Below are 14,931 nucleotides of genomic sequence, written 5' to 3' on the forward strand. Positions count from 1 at the left end.
CGGAGGGGATCGGGGACACGATTCGGGTGTCGTTGTCGGCGCCTCCGGTGGAGGAGGTGAAGGTGGGGGCGCAGATTCTGGAGTCGTTGGGGTTGCGGGAGCGGCGGTTGGAGATCGTGTCGTGTCCGTCGTGTGGTCGGGCGCAGGTGGATGTGTATCGGTTGGCGGATGAGGTGACGGCGGGGCTGGATGGTATGGAGGTGCCGTTGCGGGTGGCGGTGATGGGGTGTGTGGTCAATGGTCCTGGTGAGGCCAGGGAGGCTGATNTGGGGGTGGCGTCGGGTAATGGGAAGGGGCAGATCTTCGTTCGGGGNGAGGTGATCAAGACGGTTCCGGAGTCGAAGATCGTGGAGACGTTGATCGAGGAGGCGTTGAAGATCGCTGAGCAGATGGAACGTGAGGGTGTGGCGTCCGGTGAGCCCAGCGTCTCGGTGAGCTGATCCGCCTCCGACCCGCACCGACCGGGACGGTCGACGACCGCCCGTTGGACGCCCGCGTCGGGCGCAGTACAGTGCTAGGGCCGTCTGGCGGCCGGGCCGCCAGACAGGACCAGGCCAATGGCCACACGATGACAGGGCGACGGCGCGGGTAGGCTCCCACAGTGTTGACCAAGGCGACCACCAGGGCCCTGGGCCCGGGCGACCTCGACGACGTGCTCGAGGTGCTCGACCGCGACCCCGTGGCCAACGCGTTCGTGGCCTCCCGGATCCGCGTCGCCGGACTCGACCCCTGGCGCCTCGGTGGGGAACTGTGGGGCTGGTACGACGCGGGTCGCCTGGAGTCGCTCTGCTACGCCGGGGCCAACCTCGTCCCCATCTGCGCCACCCCCGCCGCCGTCCGGGCGTTCGCCGAGCGGGCCCGCCGCAGTGGCCGGAACTGTTCGTCGATCGTGGGCCCCGCCGAGGCCACCGCGGAGCTGTGGGCCCACCTCGAGCCGGCCTGGGGACCCGCCCGGGAGGTCCGCGCCCACCAGCCCCTGATGGTCGCCACCTCGCTCCCGGACGGCATACCCGCGGACCCGTTGGTCCAACGGGTCCGCCGGGACCAGATGGACCTGCTGATGCCTGCCTGCGTGGCCATGTTCACCGAGGAGGTCGGGGTCTCCCCGTTGGCCGGGGACGGCGGGCTGCTGTACCAGGCCAGGATCGCGGAACTGGTCACCACCGGAAGGGCGTTCGCCCGGTTCGAGGGCGGCCGGGTGGTGTTCAAGGCGGAGATCGGCGCGGTCACCGACCGGGCCTGCCAGATCCAGGGGGTCTGGGTCGCGCCGGACCGCCGAGGGGAGGGCCTCTCCGTGACGGGGATGGCCGCCGTGATGAGGTACGCGCTGCTCGAGGTGGCGCCGGTGGTCAGCCTCTACGTCAACGACTACAACACCCCCGCCAGGGCGGCGTACCGCAGGGTGGGCTTCCAGCAGGTCGGCGCGTTCATGAGCGTGCTGTTCTGAACCCGCGCCCGCGGCACGCCCCCGTACGGCGGCCGAGCGCCACCCGAGCGCCCGCTCACCCGGCGGTCGTGTCCCCCGGGAACGCGGGCCGCGGGCCGCGCAACGGCAACGGGGCGCCCATCACCACGTACAGCGTCGGCGCGCTGAGGAACCGCACCGAGTGGGCCAGGTCCACGTACCCCAGGGAGTGGTACAGCCGGCGGGCCCGGCTGGGCCCCTCCACCGCGGACAGGATGCTGCGGTGCTGGGGGACGCCGTCGGTCAACCGGGTGATCAGCGCCCGGCCCAGGCCCCGCCCCTGGAAGTCGGGACGCACGTGCAGCTCAGTGACGCCGAACGCGTCGTCCAGCCACTCGTCGTTCCCCGCCCGGACCAGATAGGGCTCGATCACCGAACTCCACCAGTGCTCCCGGCTGTTGGGCATGCCGTAGGTGAACCCGACGAGCTCACCGCCCGGCGGGAACGCGCCCAGGGCCCGCACCCCCGGATAGGCGGCGTGCCGCAGCACCACCTGGGTCCGGATCGCCACCTCGTCGTTGCTCAACCCGAAGGCGACCGCCTGCACGGCCAGCACCTCGTGCACCCTCGAGGCCAGGTCGATCGCCCGCACGGCCACTTCTTCCATGGTCGGGCACCCTACTTGGCTCCTCTCGCGAGTGGAGTCCACGGGCCGGCCGACCCGCCGCGTCACAGCCAGGTGGCGAACTCCAGGAGCAGTTCGCCGGCGTCGCGGTCACCCACGGCCAGCGACCACAGCCCCGCCTCCACGGCGCGGAACAGCGACCAGCCGCGCAGCCGCTCGCGATCCACCTCCAGGTCGTCCGCGAGCCGGTGGAGCCGCCGCCGGGTGGCCGCTGCCGGCCCCGGGGACGCCACGAGCGTGTCCAGCCGGTCCCGGACCAGCCAGGCGAGGTCGTAGGCGCGCTCCCCGACCAGCGGCTTGGGATCGATCGCCAGCCACGGCGGGCGCTCCCCGGAGCCGCCGCCCGGCACGTCGGCCCGGTCCGGCCCACGGGAGGGCGAGGGACCGGCGGCCAGCACGTTGCCGTGGTGGTAGTCGCCGTGCAGCAGCACCCGCTCGGGTTCGCTGGCCACCAGGTCCGCCCGGACCCGCAACGCCTCGTCGGCCAGGGGGCGCAGCTCGGCGGCCCACGGCTGGGCCGCCCGGGCACTCAACGTGTCGACCAGCCCGCCGGTGTACCCCGGGACGCCGCGGAACGGGTGGTCGTCGCCCGGGTGGACCCACAGCCGGCGGAGCACCCCCGTGGCCTCGAGCATCGCCTTGGACTCGGGCAGCGAGCGCAGGCTGACCTCGCCCTGGAGCCGTTCCAACAGCAGTGCGCCCTCGTCCGGCTCGGTCCGGAGCAGCCGTACCGCCCCCCTGCCGTCCCACCGGGCCAGCGCGGCGGGTTCCTGAGCCGTCTCGGGGGTCACCAGGCCGAGCTTCAACGTCGCCGGGGTGCCGTCCGCCTGGAGGACCAGGACCACCATGCTGATGTTCCCGCCGGGTTCCAGCACCCGTTCCGGTGTCAGCTCCCAGCGTTCGACGACCCGCCGCGCCCGCTCGGGCAGGCCGTGTGCCCAGCTCTGGCCCGGTTCCCCCTCCCAGGCGGAGACGGTGCGCACCAGTCGCGCGGGAGGCTGCAGCGGTACCTGGGGCATGGATGGGGCCTCCTGCGGTCGGTGAACGGTCATCCGGAGCCCGGGGAAACGGCCCCTGGGGTGGTCGGCGCTCCGGACGCGGTGCCGGCCCGTTCCGGCAGCCCGGGGAAGGGCACGCCGCGGCCCCGCCAGCGCACCGCGCGCACCGCCGCCTCGCGCAGCGCCCGGGCCGCGTCGCGCCGCAGGTCGGCCTCCGCCCGGGCGACGAGGTCCGCGTAGACCGCGGCCACCCGGTCCTCGAGCTCCGCGGCGAGTCGGATCGCCGCCTCCTGGTCGGGGACGGGGAACGGCAGGCCGTAGGCGGGGGCCGCGGCCTCCGGCTCACCTCCGAGGCCGCGCACGGAGCGGCGCAGTGCGTCCCGCTGGGAGCGGTGCGCCTGGTAGGCGTCCCGGGCCTGGTTGCGCCGTTCACCGGTGAGGCGGGCGCCAAGCACCCCGTAGCCGTAGATCGCGGCGTGCTCCGCGGCCAGTGCGGACTGGAGCGCGGGGAGCGCGGTGGGTGGCTGCGCGGCGGGGGCCCCGCGGCCCGCGGGCGCGTCCGGGCCGGCGGCGGGTGGGGTGGACGGGGAGGGCACGAGGATCAGCTCCCGAGGAGCAGCACGTGGCCGGCGCGCGCCGCGGCGACGGAGGCGAGCAGCCTGGCCAGGTCGGGTGGGGCGGTCAGCAGGTCGGTGGCGGCCCGGTCGGCCGAGCGCCGGGTGGCGTCGGCCAGGGCGGCGCGGGCGGCGTCCGGCCGGGCGGGAACCCTGGCGGAGCCGGCTGGGGTGCGGGAGCCACCGAACGCGGTCAGGTGCCGGGCCAGGTCCGCGCGGATCGGGCGCAGCTCACCGGCGAGCCGGGGGTGGGTCGAGACGGTGGCGTCGTACGCGGCGAGCAGGGCCGCGGTGTCTTTCGCCGCCCGCTTCCGCAGCCGGTCGGAGTCGGCCGCCACGGCGGCCTCCTGCCGGTCGGTGGACGAGCAGGCGGTGAGGCCCCAGCCGCCGGCCAGCAGGCTGGTGCCGGCGAGGCCGGCGGTCAGCAGGGTCCTGCGGGAGGGGGGTCTGGTGAGGGGCTGGCGCTTGGTCCTGGACAGCACGTTCCTCGTCCTCTACGGGAGTGATCACCGGTGATGAGATTACCTGCCCGGAGCGAGGGAGCCGGCACGCGCTGCCGCGACCCGATAGGCTGGGCGGGCGCACCAGCGACCTTCCGACAACAGCACACGCGGCCGAGGAGTCACCCGGATGAGGACCACCCAGACCGACAGGCTGCGTGAACTGCTGGATCCGCTCGTGGCCGGGGCCGGTGCGGAGCTGGAGGAGGTCAGCGTCACCACGGTCGGCAAGCGCCGTCAGCTCCTGGTGGTGGTGGACGCCGACGGAGGGGTCTCCCTCGACCTGATCGCCGAGCTGACCCGGGAGTTCTCCCGCGTCCTCGACGAGTCCGACGCGATGGGCTCCGCCCCTTACCTGCTCGAGGTCAGCTCGCCCGGGGTGGACCGCCCGCTGTCCGAACCCCGCCACTTCAGGCGCGCGCTCGGTCGGATGGTCAGGATCAAGCTGGTGGACGGCCAGGAGCTGACCGCGAGGATCACCGGGATCGACGACACCGGCCTCGACCTCCAGGTCCCGGGGGTCAAGGGACGCCGGCCCACCGCCCGCCGGGTCCCCCTGGAGCAGGTCGCCGGGGCGAGGGTCGAGGTGGAGTTCAGCCGCCCGACGTCCGAGCCTTCGGCGAGCGGCCCCGAAGCGGGCGGGAGTGGGTCCGGGGGCCAGGACGCCGAACCGACCGCGGCCGCCGACCACGACGACGACATGAACGCACCGCACCAGGACGAGGAGAAGGAGGAGGCGTAGCCGTGGACATCGACATGAGCGCTCTGCGCGGTCTTGTACGGGAGAAGGAGATCTCGTTCGACCTGCTGGTGGAGGCAATCGAGTCGGCCCTCCTCATCGCGTACCACCGCACCGAGGGCAGCCGTGACCGGGCACGGGTGGAGCTGGACCGGGCCACGGGCCATGTGACGGTCTGGGCGCGGGAGGACCCCGACGAGGTCGCCGAGGGTGCCGAGCCGCGGGAGTTCGACGACACCCCGTCCGGATTCGGCCGGATCGCCGCCACCACCGCCAAACAGGTCATCCTGCAACGCCTGCGGGACGCCGAGGAGGAGATCACCTTCGGCGAGTACGCCGGTCGAGAGGGCGACATCGTCGCCGGTGTGGTGCAGCAGGGCAAGGACCCCAGGAACGTCCTGGTCGACATCGGCAAGGTCGAGGCGATCCTGCCGGCGCAGGAGCAGGTGCCGGGCGAGCGGTACGAGCACGGTGCCCGGATCCGCACCTACGTGGTGAGGGTGGCCAAGGGGGTCCGCGGTCCGTCCATCACGCTGTCCCGCACCCACCCCAACCTGGTCAGGAAGCTCTTCGCCCTCGAGGTTCCGGAGATCGCCGACGGCTCGGTGGAGATCGCCGCGATCGCCCGGGAGGCCGGACACCGCACCAAGATCGCGGTCCGGTCCACCCGGCAGGGACTCAACGCCAAGGGGGCGTGCATCGGGCCGATGGGCGGTCGGGTGCGCAGCGTCATGGCCGAGCTGCACGGCGAGAAGATCGACATCGTGGACTGGTCGGACGACCCGGCCGACATGGTGGCCAACGCCCTGTCACCCGCCAGGGTGAGCAAGGTGGAGATCGTGGACATGGGCGCCCGGGCGGCCCGGGTCACCGTGCCCGACTACCAGCTCTCGCTGGCCATCGGCAAGGAAGGCCAAAACGCCCGTCTCGCCGCGAGGTTGACCGGGTGGCGCATCGACATCCGTCCGGACACCGAGCAGCAGACGGCATCGTAGGAACGCGTGCCAACGCCGCCCTGACGCGTCGGGGCGGCGTTGGCACGGGGAGGTAGACTTAATAGTGTCGAGTCGTACGCGTGCCCGTGCCCGCCCTGAGCGCACCTGCGTGGGGTGCCGGGCCCGTGCGGCCAAGGACGATCTGCTGCGCACCACGCTGGTCGGGGATGAGTGTGTCCCCGACCCACGCGGTACGCTGCCCGGTCGGGGCGCCTACGTGCACCCCGACGAGGCATGTCTCGACCTGGCGGTCCGCCGCCGGTCACTCCCCCGGGCCCTGCGGGCACGGGGGCCGCTCACGATCGGGCGGCTTCGGGAGTGGGTCGAGCGGCACCAGGCCCCGCCCCAGAGTGAGGCCCCGCCCCCCAGAGCGAACGGGGCGGAAGAACAGCAAGAGGTCACGCGTTGATGCGTGTGATCGTCAGGTACCTCGCGAGTCGGAAGTAGGTCGAGATTGCGATGAGCACTCGATGAGTACGCGATGAGTACGCCCGTGAAGTAGCGACGGTCCGGCGGACGACCACCCCGGACCAGAAGGAGCGACGTGGCAAAGGTCCGGGTATACGAGCTCGCCAAGGAGTTCGGTGTGGAGAGCAAGGTCGTCATGGCCAAGCTCCAGGAACTGGGTGAGTTCGTCCGTTCGGCGTCATCGACGATCGAGGCGCCGGTTGTCCGCAAACTGACAGATGCCTTCCAGCAGGGGAACGGCGGCGGTGGCCGCGGCCCCGCCAAGCCGGCGCCCCGCAAGGCGACGCCTGCCAAGCCCTCCGCGCCGGCCGCCACCGGCCGTCCGGGGGCTCGTCCCGCTGCGCCGGGCCCGAAGCCCGGCGCGGCCGTCCCGTCCCGTCCGGCGGCTCCCAAGCCGCCCGCGCCGGGCGCGACCCCCGGCCCGCGCCCCGGCGCGCCCCGCCCGGGTCCCCGCCCCGGTCCGGCCCAGCCGGTGGCCCCCGCCGCTGAGGCCCCCAAGGCCCCGGCGCCGGCCGAGTTCCAGGCGCCCCCGGCCCCGGCCGCGGACTCCACCCCGCAGCGGGCCCCGCGCCCCGGCGCCACCCCCGGCCCGCGGCCCGCGCCGCGTCCGGACCGTGGGCCGCGCCCCGGTGGCGGTGCCCCGCGCCCCGGTGGGGACCGTGGGCGTCCCGGCCAGGGCGGTGCCCGTCCGGGGGCCCCGCGTCCCGCGGGTCCCCGCCCCGGCAACAACCCCTTCACCTCGGGCAGCACCGGAATGCCGCGCCCCCAGGCGCCGCGCCCCGGTGGCGCCCCAGGTCCCCGTCCCGGTGCCCCGAGGCCCGGCGGCGCCCCGTCCGGCGGCCCCAGGCCCGGAGGGCCAAGGCCGAGCCCGGGCTCGATGCCGCGCCCGCAGGCGCCCGGCGGCCCCCGCCCCAACCCGGGCATGATGCCGCAGCGCCCCGCCGCGGGCGGCGGCGCTCCCCGTCCCGGTGGTGCTCCCGGTCGTCCCGGTCGTCCCGGCGGTGGCGGCGGCGGTCGTCCCGGTGGTGGCGGCGGCTTCGCCGGTCGTCCCGGCGGTGGCGGCGGCGGTCGTCCCGGTGGTGGCGGCGGCTTCGCCGGTCGTCCCGGTGGTGGCGGTGGCTTCGGTGGCCGTCCCGGCGGTGGCGGTGGCTTCGGCGGTCGTCCCGGCGGTCCCGGTGGCCGTGGCGGCACCCAGGGCGCGTTCGGTCGCCCCGGCGCCCGTCCCACCCGTGGGCGCAAGTCCAAGCGGCAGCGCCGCCAGGAGTACGAGGCCATGCAGGCCCCGTCCATCGGCGGGGTGATGCTGCCGCGCGGCAACGGCCAGACCGTACGGCTGTCCCGCGGCGCGTCACTGACCGACTTCGCGGAGAAGATCAACGCCAACCCGGCGTCCCTGGTCCAGGTGATGTTCAACCTGGGCGAGATGGTCACCGCGACCCAGTCGGTCTCCGACGAGACGCTCAAGCTGCTCGCCGACGAGATGAACTACGTCCTGGAGATCGTCAGCCCCGAGGAGGAGGACCGCGAGCTCCTGGAGTCCTTCGACATCGAGTTCGGCGAGGACGAGGGCGGCGAGGACGCGCTGGTCGCGCGTCCGCCGGTGGTGACCGTCATGGGTCACGTCGACCACGGCAAGACGCGTCTGCTGGACGCCATCCGCAAGACCAACGTCGCCGCGGACGAGGCCGGGGGCATCACCCAGCACATCGGTGCCTACCAGGTCACCACCGCGGTCAACGGCGAGGACCGGGCCATCACGTTCATCGACACCCCGGGCCACGAGGCGTTCACCGCCATGCGTGCCCGCGGTGCCAAGTCCACCGACATCGCCATCCTGGTGGTGGCTGCGAACGACGGCGTGATGCCCCAGACGGTCGAGGCGCTGAACCACGCCAAGGCCGCCGACGTGCCCATCGTGGTCGCGGTCAACAAGATCGACGTCGATGGTGCGGACCCGATGAAGGTCCGTGGCCAGTTGACCGAGTACGGCCTGTTGGCGGAGGAGTTCGGCGGCGACACCATGTTCGTCGACATCTCCGCCAAGGAGGGCATCAACATCGACGGGCTGCTCGAGGCCGTCATCCTCACCGCGGACGCCGCCCTGGACCTGCGGGCCAACCCGGACCAGGACGCCCAGGGCATCGCGATCGAGGCGCACCTCGACCGCGGGCGCGGCGCCGTGGCCACGGTCCTGGTGCAGCGCGGCACCCTGCGGGTCGGCGACACCATGGTCGCCGGGGACGCGTACGGCCGGGTCCGGGCGATGCTCGACGACAACGGCAACAACGTGGAGGAGGCCGGCCCCTCGGCCCCGGTGCTGGTGCTCGGCCTCACCTCGGTCCCCGGTGCCGGTGACAACTTCATCGTCGTCGACGAGGACCGCACCGCTCGGCAGATCGCCGAGAAGCGGGCCGCCCGCGAGCGCAACGCGGCGTTCGCCAAGAACCGCCGCCGGATCTCCCTCGAGGACCTGGACATGGTCCTCAAGGAAGGCCAGGTGCAGCAGCTCAACCTCATCCTCAAGGGCGACGCTTCCGGTTCGGTCGAGGCACTGGAGAGCTCGCTGCTCCAGCTCGACGTGGGCGACGAGGTCGACCTGCGCATCCTGCACCGCGGGGTGGGTGCCGTCACCGAGCACGACATCAACCTGGCGGCGGGCTCGGACGCGATCGTGATCGGCTTCAACGTCCGCGCCGAGGGCCGGGCGACCTCGCTGGCCGAGCGCGAGGGCGTGGACGTCCGCTACTACTCGGTCATCTACCAGGTGATCGAGGAGATCGAGGCGGCCCTGAAGGGCATGCTGAAGCCGGAGTACGAGGAGGTCCAACTCGGCACGGCGGAGATCCGCGAGGTGTTCCGCTCGTCCAAGTTCGGCAACATCGCCGGTTGCCTGGTCCGTACCGGTCTGGTCCGGCGGAACGCCAAGGCCCGCCTGGTCCGGGACGGCTCGGTGGTCGCGGAGAACCTCTCCATCGACACCCTGCGCCGGTTCAAGGACGACGCCACCGAGGTCCGCGAGGGCTTCGAGTGCGGCATCAAGCTCTCGAACTACAACGACATCAAGGTCGACGATGTCATCGAGACGTTCGAGATGCGCGAGAAGCCGCGGGTGTAGTCACCACAGCGGTCCGGGGCCGATCGGCGGGTGTTCCCGCCGATCGGCCCCGGCCGTGGGCGTGTACCGTGCCGGCAGGACGCCGGGCACCGGCTTCGGAACCGCCCGGCCCACACATGTCAGCGCCTCCCCCCGGAGGCGTCACCACGAGGCCCACGGGTCGGCTTGACCCGCCACGCATGTACGTAGGGACCCTGTCCTTCGACCTGCTTCTCGGCGACGTCCGTTCGCTGAAGGAGAAGCGTTCCGTCGTCCGGCCCATCGTCGCCGAGCTGCACCGCAAGTACGCGGTGAGCGTGGCCGAGGTGGGCGGCCAGAACTTGCACCGCCGGGCCGAGATAGGGCTCGCGGTGGTCTCCGGGGACCTCGGGCACTGCACGGACGTGCTCGACAGGTGCGAGCGGCTGGTGGCCGCCCGCCCGGAAGTGGAACTGCTGTCCGTGCGGCGGCGGCTCCACGGCGACGGCGACTGACCGCCGCGCGATACAACACCACGACAGGCGCCTCACCGGCGCACAGGCGAGTACGTTGGGGTGCCGTGCCGTGACGTGACACGGCACCCGGGCTCGCAGTAGGAGGAGGGACCTCAAGTGACCGACACCGCGCGGGCGCGCAAGCTGGCGGACCGCATCCGGGTGGTCGTGGCGGAGACCCTGGACCGGCGGATCAAGGACCCCCGGCTGGGCTTCGTGACCATCACCGACACCCGGGTCACCGGTGACCTGCGGGAGGCCACCGTCTTCTACACGGTCTTCGGCGACGAGACCGAGCGCGAGGCCTCCGCCGCCGCCCTGGAGAGCGCCAAGGGAGTGCTGCGGTCCGAGGTCGGACGGCAGACCGGGGTGCGGTACACCCCCTCGCTGACGTTCGTCCTGGACGCCGTCCCGGACACCGCCCGGAACATCAACGACCTGCTGGCCAAGGCCAGGGCCGCCGACGAGCGGGTACGCAGCGCCGCCGCCGGGGCCAGCTACGCGGGGGAGGCGGACCCGTACCGCTCGCCCGCCCAGGGCGACGAGGAGACCGAGGACGAGGACGAGGCGACCGCCCCGGCCGCCGCGGGGGACGAGGCGGGCCCCGGCGCGCAGCGGGACCCCGGCCCCGGCCGGGCGCCGTCGGACCCCGGAACCGACGAGGACGCCTGACCATGCCGGGCCATGTCGTACCCAGGGCGGCGTCCGGCGGCACGGTGCTCCCCGCGCCCCGCCAGGCACCGGATGCCGCCCCCCCGATCCACGAGGACACCTGGGCGGCCGCGGTCAGGCTGGTGCGCCAGGCCAGGGCGGTCCACCTGGTGTGCCACGTGTGCCCGGACGGTGACGCCCTCGGCTCGGCGCTCGCCGCCGCGCTCGCGCTGCGCTCCCTCGGCATCGAGGCCCACGTCTCCTTCGGCGACGACCCGCAGGTGGTGCCCACCTCGCTGACCTTCCTGCCGGGCCAGGACCTGCTGGTTCCCGCGGCCGCGGTGCCGGACCGCCCCGACCTCGTGGTCGTCTGCGACGTCGCCTCGGAGGACCGCCTGGGGCTGCTGCGCGACAAGGCCCTGGCCGCCCGCGCCCTGCTGGTGATCGACCACCACAGCTCCAACAACGGTTTCGGTGACTGCCGGCTGATCGACCCGACGGCCCCCGCCACCGCGATGCTCGTGGACGAACTGCTGCGGCGGCTGGGCGCCCCGCTCACCCGCGACGTCGCCACCTGCCTCTACACCGGCGTGGCCACCGACACCGGTTCGTTCAAGAACGCCGCCACCACCCCCGAGAGCCACCAGCTCGCCGCCCGGCTGCTGGGCACCGGGCTCCGCCCGGACCAGATCTCCCGCCAACTGTGGGACACCTCCTCGTTCGGCTGTCTGAAGGTGCTCGCCTCGGCGTTGCAGCGCGCCGAGCTCGACCTGACCGCCGCGGGTGGCCGCGGCCTGGTGTGGACGGTGGTCCCCCGGGCCGACCGCGCGGCACACCAAGTGCCCATGGACCAGATCGAGGGGTTCATCGACGTCGTGCGCAGGACCGCGGAGGCCGAGGTGGCGCTGGTGCTCAAGGAGAACGACGACGGCTCCTACTACGGGTCGTCCCGCGGCAGGGGCGCGGTCAACCTGGGCACGGTCTGCTCCGGGCTCGGCGGCGGCGGACACGCCTACGCCGCCGGGTTCACCTCCCACCAGGACGCCGCCACCACCGTGCGGCGGTTCCGCGCACTGCTGGAGGCGGCCTGCGCCGACACCCCCGCGGGCGCCTCGCCGCCGGCGCCGTCCGCTCCGCCCCCCTCGCCGGCGCCGTCCGACCACCAGACCCCGCCCCACGACACCCTTCCGGCCGCCACCGACGGCGTCCCCACGGACGCCTGACTCACAGATCACTGGTCCAACACCTGATGAAACGCAAGGGAACCGGCCCCGACGGCCTGGTCATCGTCGACAAGCCGGCCGGGATCACCTCGCACGGCGTGGTGGGCAAGGTGCGCCGCCTGGCCGGCACCCGACGGGTCGGCCACGCCGGCACCCTCGACCCCATGGCCACCGGCGTCCTCATCCTGGGCGTGGAGAAGGCCACCCGGCTGCTCGGCCACCTCGCGCTCACCGACAAGGCCTACGACGCGACGATCCGCCTCGGCCAGACCACGGTCACCGACGACGCCGAGGGGGAGGTCACCGCCACCGTCCCGGTCACCGGCGGCCCCGGGGGGCCAGGCCCGGCGACCCGGCAGGCCGTGGAGGCCGGACTGGCCGCCCTCACCGGGGACATCCTCCAGGTACCGTCCAAGGTCAGTGCCATCAAGGTCGACGGTAGGCGCTCCTACACCCGGGTCCGTTCGGGCGAGGACGTCGAACTCGCCGCCCGCCCGGTCACCGTCTCCTCGTTCAGCGTCCACGCGTGGCGACCGGTCACCCTGCCCGACGGCACCGAACTCCTCGACCTGGACGTCTCGGTCGTCTGCTCCTCCGGTACGTACGTCCGGGCGCTCGCCCGTGACCTCGGCGCCGGGCTCGGCGTGGGCGGCCACCTGACGGCACTGCGCCGCACCCGGGTCGGCCCGTACGGGCTGGACTCCGCCAGGACCCTGGAACAGTTGACGGAGTCGTTCTCCTACCTGCCCATCGGCGAGGCGGTGGTCGCCGCGTTCCCGCGCCGCGACGTGGACGAGGAGGAGGCCCGGCGCCTCGCCAACGGCGTGCGGCTGAAGGCCGCGGGCATGGGCGGGGGACCCATCGCGGTCTTCGGCCCCGGTGACCGCTTCGTCGCCCTTGTGGAGGAGCGCGGCGGCGAGGCACGCAGCATCGCCGTGTTCGTGTAACGGCACCCTGGTCGTCCGTCGCGGTCCCGTTCGCGGGGACCGTGGAGCCGCCCCGACGGCTTCGACGGGCGTCCAGCCCGACTCGCATCCGACTCAACCGGGTTCGCCCGTCTCGTCACTGTTTTCCGGTGTGCTCGTCCGGGGCCAGGAACCGGCACACCCGCTGCTGCCTGTGGGAACGTCCGGAGCACGGGTGCCGGAGCCTTCCGTCGAACCCCCCGGGAGGGACACGGACCGCCCCCGGCACCCCACCGCCCGTCCGTTTTTGCTGCCTGCCGGTGAGGTCGGAGAACCGCAGACATGGCAGTCTTGTTCCTGCATGTTGTGGATTCACTGGAGGAGCGGTCACTGTGCAGCGCTGGCGGGGCTTGGCGGACGTTCCCGAGGACTGGGGACGCAGCGTCGTCACCATCGGCTCCTACGACGGCGTCCACCGGGGGCACCAACTCATCATCGGCAGGACCGTCGAACTGGCCGGGGAGCTCGGCGTGCCGTCCGTGGTGGTCACCTTCGACCCGCACCCCAGCGAGGTGGTGCGCCCCGGCAGCCACCCGCCGCTGCTCGCCCCGCACCACCGGCGCGCGGAGCTGCTGGGGGAGCTCGGCGTGGACGCGGTGTTGATCCTGCCGTTCACCATGGAGTTCTCCAAGCTGTCGCCGGACGAGTTCGTCCGTCAGGTGCTGGTGGACGGCCTGCACGCCCGGGCGGTGGTCGAGGGGCGCAACTTCAGGTTCGGTCACCGTGCGGCCGGAGATGTGGAACTGCTCGCCGAGTTGGGTGCCACCTACGACTACGAGGTGGAGATCGTGGAGCTCAACGTCCGGGGAGGGGCCGGCGACGGCACCCCGTTCTCCTCGACCCTGACCCGCACCCTTGTCGCCGAGGGCGACATGGAAGGGGCAGCCGAGGTACTGGGCCGCCCGCACCGGGTGGAGGGCGTCGTCGTCCGTGGCGACCAGCGCGGCCGCGAACTGGGCTTCCCCACCGCCAACGTGGACCCGCTGCCGCACTCAGCCATCCCTGTGGACGGCGTCTACGCCGGCTGGCTCGTGGCCGCGGGCGAGCGGATGCCGGCGGCCATCTCCGTGGGCACCAAGCCGACCTTCGACGGCCGTTCCCGCACGGTGGAGGCGTACGCCATCGACCGGGTGGGCCTGGAACTCTACGGAACGCACGCCGCAGTGGAATTCCTCACGTTCCTGCGGGGCCAGGAGAAGTTCACCTCCATTGACGACCTCGTCGAACAGGTCGCGGCCGACATCAAGCGCTGCCGCGAGCTGTTGGACGCCCACGACAACGCGTAGGACAGTCGTCCGGAATCACCCCCTCGACAAACCCCATAACGACCCTGGCCGACGAGTACCCTTGGGTTGTCGCCACCGGTCCCGGCGCGCCGGGACCGGTGGCAGCGGACCACACACGGGAGTGGAGGGGGCCAGGGGTGGGGTTCGGTGAAGTCCGCGACCAGTTGGACGCGGGCAGTCAGGGAATCATGAACTTTCTAGCGGACTTACAGACGCTGGAAAGTTTCAAGAAGCGCATCGACAATGTCTTGTCCGACCTGGAGACTTCCGCGGCCGGACCGAACAATATTGGCCAGGACGCCCTGTCCTCGAGCCACTTCGGGGTCGGCTTCAGCGAGGCGTCGGCGCTGTTCGGGGCCTACCGGACGGTTCACAGTGAACTGGAGAAGTTGTCCAAGGTCTTCGCCGACCAGATCGAAGCCATGAGCATGTTGGTCAACATGGCGAACAACGACTACCGGAACGTGGACGAGGAACAACGTCTGCGCCTGTGGGAGATCAGGCGATCCACGAAGGCGTACGCCGAGACCCACCGCCAGGCCGCCGACGAGCACCCGAAGGACACGGGCAAGCCGACGCCGGAAGAGAGCACCGCGGGCGGCACGGCCTGACGGGCGCGCTCGTCCCGCTCCCAACGAGGAGAACGCGGAGAAGGGGGAGCCATGGGTGATCCAGGTGCGAATGAGGCGCCGAGTTACAGCGCAACAACGGACTTCGAGTCAAAATCACATGAGGAACTCCTGCGGATGGTGCGGGATGCGAACAGTGAACGCGTGTCCCAGTTAGGTCAGACGCTGGTCGATGCCGGGGCCGA

At 72.7% G+C, this 14,931-nt stretch carries 16 protein-coding genes; 12 read left to right on the top strand and 4 right to left on the bottom strand.

The features are described 5' to 3' along the window. Together A3IG_RS0117810 and A3IG_RS0117815 are read left to right on the top strand one after the other, a co-directional pair. The coding region (locus A3IG_RS0117810) for a flavodoxin-dependent (E)-4-hydroxy-3-methylbut-2-enyl-diphosphate synthase (protein ID WP_018384944.1) at positions 1-440 on the top strand (440 nt) is incomplete at its 5' end. 161 nt (positions 441-601) lie between these two features. Further along, positions 602-1,447: a GNAT family N-acetyltransferase gene (locus A3IG_RS0117815; RefSeq protein ID WP_026220378.1), complete on the top strand. Its 846-nt coding sequence runs from the start codon at positions 602-604 to the stop codon at positions 1,445-1,447. Positions 1,448-1,502: 55 nt separating this feature from the next. On the opposite strand, the gene A3IG_RS30210 is transcribed toward A3IG_RS0117815, so the two are convergent. The 4 genes from A3IG_RS30210 to A3IG_RS30220 form a co-directional block, all read right to left on the bottom strand. Beyond that, entirely contained in the window at positions 1,503-2,072 is a 570-nt protein-coding gene (locus tag A3IG_RS30210) for a GNAT family N-acetyltransferase (RefSeq protein ID WP_040911840.1), read from the bottom strand. Between the two features lie 62 nt (positions 2,073-2,134). Next, on the bottom strand, positions 2,135-3,109 hold the full coding sequence (locus A3IG_RS0117825; RefSeq protein WP_018384947.1) for an aminoglycoside phosphotransferase family protein: 975 nt from the start codon (positions 3,107-3,109) through the stop codon (positions 2,135-2,137). Between the two features lie 29 nt (positions 3,110-3,138). Next, positions 3,139-3,684 (bottom strand): ferritin-like domain-containing protein, encoded by a 546-nt coding sequence (locus tag A3IG_RS30215; protein WP_018384948.1) that lies wholly within the window; start codon positions 3,682-3,684, stop codon positions 3,139-3,141. Positions 3,685-3,689: 5 nt separating this feature from the next. Then, entirely contained in the window at positions 3,690-4,184 is a 495-nt protein-coding gene (locus A3IG_RS30220) for a hypothetical protein (RefSeq protein ID WP_018384949.1), read from the bottom strand. Positions 4,185-4,332: 148 nt separating this feature from the next. Here A3IG_RS30220 and rimP point away from each other — a divergent pair, with 148 nt between their 5' ends. From rimP to A3IG_RS30240, 10 genes are all read left to right on the top strand, one after another. Continuing rightward, entirely contained in the window at positions 4,333-4,944 is a 612-nt protein-coding gene (gene rimP, locus A3IG_RS0117840) for a ribosome maturation factor RimP (RefSeq protein ID WP_018384950.1), read from the top strand. A 2-nt stretch (positions 4,945-4,946) separates the two neighbouring features. After that, entirely contained in the window at positions 4,947-5,936 is a 990-nt protein-coding gene (nusA, locus tag A3IG_RS0117845) for a transcription termination factor NusA (RefSeq protein WP_018384951.1), read from the top strand. A 64-nt stretch (positions 5,937-6,000) separates the two neighbouring features. Further along, on the top strand, positions 6,001-6,345 hold the full coding sequence (locus A3IG_RS32695) for a YlxR family protein (RefSeq protein ID WP_078500624.1): 345 nt from the start codon (positions 6,001-6,003) through the stop codon (positions 6,343-6,345). 135 nt (positions 6,346-6,480) lie between these two features. Next, the gene (gene infB / locus A3IG_RS32700) at positions 6,481-9,519 is read left to right on the top strand and encodes a translation initiation factor IF-2 (protein ID WP_026220379.1); all 3,039 of its coding nucleotides are present in this window, start codon (positions 6,481-6,483) and stop codon (positions 9,517-9,519) included. A gap of 179 nt (positions 9,520-9,698) precedes the next feature. After that, entirely contained in the window at positions 9,699-9,992 is a 294-nt protein-coding gene (locus tag A3IG_RS0117860) for a DUF503 domain-containing protein (protein WP_018384954.1), read from the top strand. A gap of 117 nt (positions 9,993-10,109) precedes the next feature. Beyond that, positions 10,110-10,664 carry a 30S ribosome-binding factor RbfA gene (gene rbfA / locus A3IG_RS0117865; RefSeq protein WP_018384955.1) on the top strand — a complete coding sequence of 185 codons (555 nt, stop codon included), beginning with the start codon at positions 10,110-10,112 and terminating at the stop codon, positions 10,662-10,664. Positions 10,665-10,666: 2 nt separating this feature from the next. Then, the gene (locus A3IG_RS30235) at positions 10,667-11,866 is read left to right on the top strand and encodes a DHH family phosphoesterase (RefSeq protein ID WP_018384956.1); all 1,200 of its coding nucleotides are present in this window, start codon (positions 10,667-10,669) and stop codon (positions 11,864-11,866) included. Between the two features lie 26 nt (positions 11,867-11,892). Beyond that, the gene (truB, locus tag A3IG_RS0117875) at positions 11,893-12,813 is read left to right on the top strand and encodes a tRNA pseudouridine(55) synthase TruB (protein WP_018384957.1); all 921 of its coding nucleotides are present in this window, start codon (positions 11,893-11,895) and stop codon (positions 12,811-12,813) included. 350 nt (positions 12,814-13,163) lie between these two features. Next, complete coding sequence (locus A3IG_RS0117880) at positions 13,164-14,117, top strand: bifunctional riboflavin kinase/FAD synthetase (RefSeq protein WP_018384958.1); 954 nt, start codon at positions 13,164-13,166, stop codon at positions 14,115-14,117. Between the two features lie 137 nt (positions 14,118-14,254). Then, positions 14,255-14,728 carry a hypothetical protein gene (locus tag A3IG_RS30240; protein ID WP_018384959.1) on the top strand — a complete coding sequence of 158 codons (474 nt, stop codon included), beginning with the start codon at positions 14,255-14,257 and terminating at the stop codon, positions 14,726-14,728. Positions 14,729-14,931: the final 203 nt, after the last annotated feature.

Source organism: Wenjunlia vitaminophila DSM 41686 (genome assembly GCF_000380165.1).
Taxonomy (GTDB): Bacteria; Actinomycetota; Actinomycetes; order Streptomycetales; family Streptomycetaceae; genus Wenjunlia; species Wenjunlia vitaminophila.